This window comes from Planctomycetota bacterium (assembly GCA_038746835.1).
Taxonomy (GTDB): Bacteria; Planctomycetota; Phycisphaerae; order Tepidisphaerales; family Tepidisphaeraceae; genus JBCDKH01.
In genome coordinates this window covers 1-8,620 of sequence record JBCDKH010000160.1, presented here as the reverse complement: position 1 = coordinate 8,620, position 8,620 = coordinate 1, and the positions used below count along the sequence as shown (strand labels likewise).

The following is an 8,620-nucleotide window of genomic DNA, read 5'->3' as shown; positions in this document are numbered from 1 at the left end:
TGCTGAGCGTGCAGAGGTAGAACTGCTCCTTGACCGCATCGGGCCAGTCGCGGGCGTCGCCGAACTCGCCGTGGTTTTCTACGCGGTGGCGGACCAGGTAGAGCCGGCGGTTGAAGTCGCCTCGGTCGTAGAAGCTGCGCCGCATGCCGACGAACGCCTGGCGGACCGTCGGCTCGGCCTCTTTGGCATCGTGGCCGAGGCTGTGGTTGTTCGTCGGCACGTCGCGCCAACCGATGACCTGCATGTCGTAGTCGGCCAGCACGCGCTCGAAGAGCCGCTCGCACTTTCGCCGCTGGACGGTGTCCTGCGGCAGGAACATCATCCCGACCGCGAACTCGCCAGCCGGTGGTAAGTCGATCTTGATCTCGCCTGCGGCCCGCCGGAGGAAGCTGTCTGGCATGCCGACCAGTACGCCGGCGCCGTCGCCGCTGCCCGGATCACACCCGCATCCGCCGCGGTGCTCCATGTTGGTGAGCATTTCGAGCGCCCGCGTGACGAGCCTGTGCGATCGCCGCCCTGCCACGTTGGCCACGAAGCCGAAGCCACAGTTGTCGTGCTCGAAACGGGGGTCGTAGAGACCCTCGGCAACGGGCTCGAACGTGCGGCTGCGGGCTTGCGAGGTCGGCGTCTGGGGCATGCGTACGTCCTTGCGGCACGCGACGGCGGTCGACGAGTGCCCGGTGGCGACCGAGATGTGTGCCGACCGGTGGTGACGGTGCGACATGCGGATGGGTCGCGAGTTTACGCGATGATCGCGCCGGGAGCGTCAAATCACGAGCGAACCCAAAAAGCGGCTCGTTCTGCTGTTCGAGCAAACGAAGCCTTGGGTTGAGCGAAGCGATGCCCACGGCTTCATGGGCAGTTCGACTAGCACGCGCTCACTCAGACACGAGTTCGATGCGAAGCGTGCGACCCTCGCTTGGGAGCGTTGTGACGACTTCGGAGCCACCGACGCGGACGACGTAGTCGCCCAGGAAGGCTCGAACCGTCGCTGTGCCGGTGGGGTCGGTAGAGACGGTTTCGCGGGTCCACCATTCATCGAGCACAAGATCCTGCCAGGCCTCGCCAGCGGGCCGGAGCGACCAATCTCGGCGGAACATGGCCGTCCGCGGCCTCCAGTGTCGACCTTCCCAAAAACCCCAGACGACGAAGGCCCGAACCTCCGGATGGGCGAAGCAGGCGGTCATGAAGTCGCGTGCGAACTGCCCTTCCAACTCTTCATCTCCTGCACCGACGTCGAACTCGGTGATCTCGATCGGCACGCCCGACGCGGCCAGCTCATCGAGGATCGCCCAGACCCGACGTGGTCCGGTCAGATGGCCAAAGAAGTGGCTCTGCACGCCGATCGCATCCGGCGCTTCGCCCGCAGCGACAAGATTGGCAATCTGCTTCAGGTAGCGGGCACGCACCTCATGCTGTGTACCGTCGCCGACGACGATGCCGTAATCGTTGACGTACCGCTCCGCTGACGGGTCGGCCTGACGGGCAAGACGGAAGAGCTCGACCAGCGCGTCGTCGCTCGTGTCGTCGTCACCCAGGACTTCCATGATGTCGCGCAGGTTGGCGACCTCGTTGGCGATATCCCACCCGACGACCATTCCGCGCGTTCGCATGGCAGTCTTGACGACGTGCTGATGAAGCTTGGCACGCAACCATTCTGTCGCGGCGTCCTCGTCGACGGCGGCCCGCTCGCGGTACTCCTCGCCGACATCGCCGAGATGGTGTGAACGATTCAAACTCGGCCAGACCAGCGTGTGGCCTCGGATCGCGAGCCCGTTGTCGTCCAGCCAGCGCATGGCTTCGATCGCTGGCTCGATGCCGTTTCTGTCGATCACGGGCTGCTTGAGCGCGTTCTCCATCGTCGCGTAGTTGAACCACGTCCGAACGATCTCGCGATAGCGGTCGGCGTCATCGGAGTCGTCCAGGATCGTCGGTGCCGCGACGGCCGTCCCGAACGGGAACGCGTGGCGCGTCATCTCGACTTCGACCTCGACATCCGGCAACGGCTTGCCGGCAGTGTCGACAACTCGGACGGTCAGCTCCGCCTTGCGGTGCTGGTCAATCTGTCGCTTGGCTTGCTCGCGCCACGATGCGTCGGGTCCGATGCCCGGATAGGTCGCGGGCGTTGGATCGACGTCGCCGCCGCCTCGCTCGATGACCCGGAACCCTGCGACTTCGAGGTGGTCCAGCGGCGATGTCACGCGGAGCGCAAGCCGTGATTGGCCGACGTCGCTCGTCCGGGCGACCTCGAAGGGCACAGTGACGCGCGTCCAGCGTTCAGAGGTCACCGCCACGCTGTGTTGCATGCTCTTCGTGTAGTGCGGCTGATCCGACTCGAACAGCAGGAACACGTAAGGTTCGGTTCCGTCTGTGTTTCGGCCGCGCAGCCATGCCTCAGCCACGAGCGAATCGCCTCGCTCGATCGCGACTTGCGTCGGAATGCGAATCTGGGCACGCCAGGTGTCTTGCGGCTCAGCAGCACCCTCGATCCGCAAAACCGGTCCGATCGCCGCAGCGGGCGTGTCGATGTCTGATTGCCGCGTCACGGCCACCGCATCGGCGTCCCAGTCGACCTGTATCGCCTCGTCAGCCGGCTGGCTGTCATCGACTTGCGCAACGACACGCAGACGCGTCGTGTCGCCAAGAGCCGCTTGCGCGACCATCAGAACCAGCCAGATGACGAGGGTCGTTTTCACACGGGACTCTTGGCGGCTGTGCGACTCGGGGCCAACTCGCGGGGCGGCGCTTGCCCCGTCGATTCGGCGGACGTTCAATATGGCGTCAGCCGGTCGGCCCGGCGGCGGTGTTCAACGCCATCCTGCGCTCGCTGAGTCTCGGGAAGCTCGGACGCCCTTTTCCGTCGTGGCCGTCGGCCGTCGGGTGGATCGCTCGGATCGTCCACTCGGCGTCGGTGTTTCGCTAGCAAGCAACCAACCTCCCGCACGATGCCACGACCACAACTGCTGCCGAGCGACCGGCCGACGTGGACGAGGTGCCGTGTTCGGGTGCCTTTCGCCTGTCCGTCTGCAGAGTCCCCAACTTCTGCCGAATCACATCCCAAACCCGTCTTGCCGGCACGACACCGACCCTTGATCCGTCCGCGACACGCGCCACAAGTGCGTCCATCGCGGGAGATTTGGGAAGGTCGCCATGCTCTACTTCATCATCGGCCTAGGCGTCGGTGGACTGATCGGAACGATCGGGCTGCTGGTCGCCTCGAGAATCCTGGGTCGCCGTCTGACCGAACTGGCCCGCCGCGAAGCCGACGGAATCATCGCCCAGGCCACGACCCGCGCCGAAAACAACGCCAAGCAGATCGAACTCGAAGCCAAGCAGGAGTCGCTCAAGCTCCGTGACGAGGCCGAAGAGGTTCACAACCGTGCTGAGCTCGACGCCGCCAAAGCCGAGCGTGCTGCTGCTGCACGCGAGCTCACCCTGGATCGCCGGGCCCACGAACTCGACCAGAAGGTCGAAACACTCGAACGTCGCGACGAGCAGCTGAAGCAGCAGGAAGAGGAAATCCGCGACGTCGAGCAAGAGGTCAAAGCCATCCGGATGGAGCTGGTCGACGAGCGGTGCGAAAGCAAGCGCCAGCTCGAACGCATCAGCAAACTCACCGAGGCCGACGCTCGTGAGATGTTCCTCAAGCAGATCAGCGAGGACTGCCAGACCGAAGCCGGCGAGATGATCCGCAAAAGCCTCGAACAGGCTCAGGACGAGGCCAAGACCAAGTCGACGACGATCCTGCTCGAGGCCATCCAGAAGTACGCCGCCGAGCAGACGGCCGACCACACGGTCAGCACGATCCAGCTCGCCGACGACGCGATGAAAGGTCGCGTCATCGGCCGTGAGGGCCGGAACATTCGATCGTTCGAGAAGGCGACAGGCGTGGACGTGATCATCGACGACACGCCGGGCGTCGTGGGACTGTCATGCTTCGACCCGGTGCGACGCGAGATCGCGCGCGTGAGCCTCGAGAAGCTCGTCGGCGACGGCCGCATCCACCCGGGCCGAATCGAGGAAGTCGTCCACGAAGCGACGACCGAGATGGACGAGCAGCTCATCGACCTCGGCAACCAGGCCGCCCACAACGGCCACGCGATCAGCATCCCGCGGCAGCTCTATCCGCTGCTGGGCCGACTGCACTTCCGCACGAGCTACGGGCAGAACGTCTTGAAGCACAGCCTGGAAGTCGCCCACCTCGCACAGGTCATGGCGGACGAGCTCGGCCTCGACGGAACGCTCGCACGTCGGGCCGGCTTGCTGCACGACATCGGCAAGGCGTTCGATCACGAGTCGGAAGGCTCGCACGCGGAGCTCGGTGCGGCCTTGCTGAGAAAACTCGGCGAGCCCGAGGCCGTCGTCAACGCCGCGGCCGCTCACCACGGCGACGTGCCAGCGACGACGCCGCTGACGCCGATCATCATGGCCGCAGACACGATCAGTGCGAGCAGGCCCGGTGCACGTCGCGAATCGCTGGAGCGGTACGTCAAGCGGCTCAAAGACCTCGAGAAGCTGGCGGCCGACTTCAAGGGCGTTCGGCAGGCGTACGCGATTCACGCTGGCCGCGAGATCCGCGTCATCGCCGACGCCAAGGCCGTCGACGACGGCGGCAGTGCGAAGCTCGCGCGTGACATCGCCAAGGCCATCGCCGACAACGTCAACTTCCCCGGCGAAATCAAGGTGACGGTCCTCCGCGAGACCCGCAGCGTGGAACTCGCGCGGTAGCATCGCGCCCACCGGCCCCGTAGCCCAACGGCAGAGGCAGACGACTTAAAATCGTTCCAGTGCGGGTTCGAATCCCGCCGGGGCTACTGAACAAGCCGAAGGCTCGCGGCAACTTCTGGCGTTTCGCTACCCTCATCTCCGATGCGTCTGACTTCGCACAACCCTGCCACCGGCGAGGTCGTCTGGTCAGGCAGTGTCACGGACCGCGATGACGTCCGCAACGCCGTCGCAATCGCGCGTGATGGCCTGGCGACGTGGATCGCCGCGGGTCCGGATCATCGGATCGCCGTCTTGCAACGGTTCGCCGAGCTTGCAAAACAACACGCCGACGAGCTGGCGGCTCTGGTGACCACCGAAGCCGGCAAGATGCCGTCTGACGCCGCCGGCGAGGTGAAGCTCTTGCCGGGCAAGGTTGCCAGCACAATCACTCAGTGGCAGAAACGACAGCAGGAAGTCTTCGACGTCTCACCAGGTGTGAAGGCTCGGCTGCGGTTCAAGCCGATCGGCGTGCTCGCGGTCTTCGGGCCGTTCAACTTCCCGATGCACCTGCCCAACGGCCACATCGTGCCGGCTTTGCTTGCGGGAAACGCCGTCGTCTTCAAACCGAGCGATCACACGCCGGCCTGCGGCGAGCGACTTGCGTCACTGTTCCACGAAGCAGGCGTGCCCAGCAACGTGCTTCAGATCGTCCAAGGCGGCCGGGAGACTGGCGAGGCGCTCGTGGACAGCGACGTCGACGGCGTCCTCTTCACCGGCAGCGAGGCGGCGGGCGAGGCGATCAGCAAACGCCTCCGCTACGACCAAATCCTCGCCCTCGAACTCGGCGGCAACAGCCCGATCGTCGTCCACGATCCCCACCACCCACGCGACGTTGACGAAGCGATCGACCTTGTCCTCCAGTCAGCCTTCATCTCGTCCGGACAGCGGTGCACGTGTGCCCGGCGTCTCATCGTGACGAATGCGGCACCACCTGACTTGCTCGACCGACTTGCAGCGGGCATCAAGCAGATTCGTGTCGGACGCCCTGGTGACAGCCCAGAGCCCCTCGTCGGACCGCTCATTTCCGAGGAAGCAGCACGTTCGGTGCTGGCAGCACAACGCGCACTTCTCGATGCGGGCGCGACGTCGCTCGTCACATGCAGTCTCGACGCCGAAGCGGAAGCTTCGGGTTCTGAGCCAGACCCGACGCAGAACCCGAAGCTCCCGCTTCGGCGTCCGAGAACCGTCGTTTCTCCAGGACTTCTCGACGTCACGGGGATCGACGCACCCGACGAGGAAGTCTTCGGTCCGCTGCTTCAGCTGATTCGTGTCGACTCGTTGGAAGACGCAATTCGAGAAGCCAAGCGAACGCGGTTTGGGCTCGCCGCTGGCATCGTTTGTCGAGAGCGTGACGACTACGAGCGGTTCGCCTCGAGCGTCGACGCTGGCTGCATCAACTGGAACCGTCCCCTGACTGGAGCGAGCGGCGCCCTCCCATTCGGCGGCGTCGGACGCAGCGGCAACTTCCGCCCAGCCGGCGCGACGGCGATCGACTACTGCATGACGCCCGTCGCCAGCTTGGAAGCCGAATGACGTACCGCGAGTACAACTTCGACGGCCTGGTCGGCCCGACGCACAACTATGCCGGCCTCGGCAGCGGGAACCTGGCGTCGATGGCATCGAAGGACCACGTCAGCTCGCCCAAGGCGGCGGCGTTGGAGGGGCTGGCGAAGATGAAGCTGCTTGCTGAGCTTGGCGTCCCGCAGGCCGTCCTGCCACCACAGCGCCGGCCGCATCTGGGGTATCTGCGGTCGTGCGGCTACGGCAGCGACCCGGCGGAACTGCTCGAAAACGCCGCCAAAGCCGGCGACGAGGGTCGGCGGAACCTGGCGATCGCGTCGAGCGCATCAGCCATGTGGGCCGCCAACGCCGCGACGGTGTCGTGTTCGAACGACACCGGCGACGACCGCGTCCATATCACCATTGCGAATCTCTCGAGCCAGCGGCACAGAGCGCTCGAATCACTCGAGCGACTCCGCGTCTTTCAGCACTTGTTCGAGGACGAGGAGTTTTTTGAAGTGCATCCTCCACTGCCGTCGACGCTACCCGACGAGGGTGCCGCGAACCACACACGGCTTGCCAGGTGGCATCACGACTGTGGAATCTCGCTTTTCGCCTTCGGACGAGCTTCTGCTGACCACTCTTCGACCTCAGCGACGAGCCGGTTCTTTCCGCGTCAGGTCAAAGAGGCGTCGAAGGCGATCGCAGAACAGCATGGGCTAGAGCCTGATTCGACAGTTTTTGTTCGGCAGTCAGCACAAGCGATCGCGTCCGGCGTTTTCCATAATGACGTCATCTGTGTCGGATCGGAGTTCGTCCTCTTAGCCCACGAAGCGGCGTTTGCGGCTCACGACGCAATTGCAGAGATCGTCACAATCGGCACGCGGCGAGTGTCTGTTCTCGATCGCGATTCGCATCTCATCGTTATCAGCGAGGACGAGCTCCCGCTCACCGACGCGGTGCGGTCCTACCTTTTCAATTCGCAGCTTGTCGAACTCAGTGCAGCGGCTTCGGCAAAGGCTCTCATATACCCCGCCGAGTGCGACGAAGTCCCCGCCGCCAAAGCCGCCATCGAGCGGATTCTGCGGGAGGACAATCCAATCACGCAGGCCATCCGAGTCGACGTTCGGCAGAGCATGAAAAACGGAGGCGGGCCGGCGTGTTTGCGGTTGCGGGTCGTGCTCAGCGACGAAGAGCGGGCGGCCGTGCGGGGCAACGTCTTCTGGACGCCGCAGCTGCACGAGACGCTCGTCGACTGGGTAAATCGCCACTACCGCGACCATCTCACACCCGCTGACCTCGCCGACGTGCGGCTGTATCACGAGTCGGAAGCGGCGCTGGACGAACTGCGTGAGGTTCTGCAGCTGCCGGTCATTTGAGCGCGTGTTGATGGGTCCGTGGGGTGTGGCATCGCGTCACTGTGGCAGATCGCCCGGGGTGTGGCACTTGGCAGCAGCAGGACATTTATTTATACGACTTGCTCGCGTTCCCAACACCCCAACGACGGAGCGACTGCTATGACCACTGACACCTCTCATCTCAAGCCTGCCAAGACCATCACGGTCGACGACGTCCTGTCCAAAATCTCGCTCAGCGACTCCGCGCAGAACATCCTCAAGGCCGCACCATCGGTGATGTTCGCATCGTCGGTTGAGGAACTCGTCCAGGCCTCCGTGCCGGCCGACAAGGTCTCGCCCGACGGCTACTTCACCGTCGCGTACGACGTACCCGGCCGGGGCGAGGTAGAAGAGCTGAAGGTCTGCCGCGTCAAGAACGGCGTCTCGGCCAACTACGTCGAGCCGTACATGCGCCGCCGTGATGCCGAATGCATGGTCATCGGCGACCAGGGCCAGACCGACAAGCCGACGTACGAACAGCGGTTCGACCAGCCCTTCGAGCCTGTCCGTCAGGAGACGTTCGAGTGGCTCAAGACGCAGGATCTGGCCGTCCTGTTCTTCAACGCTGGTCAGCTCGATCACACGCTGCCGGGCATCGCCATCGCCCCGGCCAACGCCGGCTTCTTCGCGCTGGGCCTGGCGATGCTGCAGGGCATCGTGCCGGTCGAGGAGATCATGGCGATGGGCGACAAGTACTGGCACGAGGCGATCGTCTACGTCGCCCCGCCGTTCCGCCACACGCACTTCGAGGGCAAGCAGATCGTCGTTCACAACCGACGCGAGGAGCTCCACGAGCTCTTCAGCTACAACCTCTACCCGGGCCCGTCCGCCAAGAAGGGCATCTACGGCATGCTGCTCAACCTGGGCGAGCGGGACGACTTCGTCACCGCCCACTGCTCGACCGTCCGCGTCACCACGCCGTACGACAACGCGACCGTCTTCATGCACGAAGGCGC

Annotated in this window: 6 protein-coding genes and 1 tRNA gene; 5 read left to right on the top strand and 2 right to left on the bottom strand. The window is 64.7% G+C overall.

Annotated features, from left to right (window positions below; all coding sequences use genetic code 11):
* A partial coding sequence (locus AAGI46_13465) for a glutamate synthase subunit alpha (protein ID MEM1013212.1) occupies positions 1–637 on the bottom strand: 637 nt, incomplete at its 3' end.
* A 241-nt stretch (positions 638–878) separates the two neighbouring features.
* Complete coding sequence (locus tag AAGI46_13460) at positions 879–2,696, bottom strand: endo-1,4-beta-xylanase (protein ID MEM1013211.1); 1,818 nt, start codon at positions 2,694–2,696, stop codon at positions 879–881.
* Positions 2,697–3,150: 454 nt separating this feature from the next.
* On the opposite strand from AAGI46_13460, the gene rny reads away from it, so the two are divergent.
* The 5 genes from rny to AAGI46_13435 form a co-directional block, all read left to right on the top strand.
* The gene (rny, locus tag AAGI46_13455; protein MEM1013210.1) at positions 3,151–4,728 is read left to right on the top strand and encodes a ribonuclease Y; all 1,578 of its coding nucleotides are present in this window, start codon (positions 3,151–3,153) and stop codon (positions 4,726–4,728) included.
* A gap of 13 nt (positions 4,729–4,741) precedes the next feature.
* Positions 4,742–4,814, top strand: a tRNA-Leu gene (locus tag AAGI46_13450).
* A gap of 55 nt (positions 4,815–4,869) precedes the next feature.
* On the top strand, positions 4,870–6,300 hold the full coding sequence (locus tag AAGI46_13445) for a succinylglutamate-semialdehyde dehydrogenase (GenBank protein ID MEM1013209.1): 1,431 nt from the start codon (positions 4,870–4,872) through the stop codon (positions 6,298–6,300).
* Entirely contained in the window at positions 6,297–7,646 is a 1,350-nt protein-coding gene (locus tag AAGI46_13440; GenBank protein ID MEM1013208.1) for an N-succinylarginine dihydrolase, read from the top strand. The genes AAGI46_13445 and AAGI46_13440 overlap by 4 nt, the downstream gene beginning before the upstream one ends.
* A 138-nt stretch (positions 7,647–7,784) precedes the next feature.
* Positions 7,785–8,620: DUF4914 family protein (locus AAGI46_13435; GenBank protein ID MEM1013207.1), on the top strand; the 836-nt coding region annotated here is incomplete at its 3' end.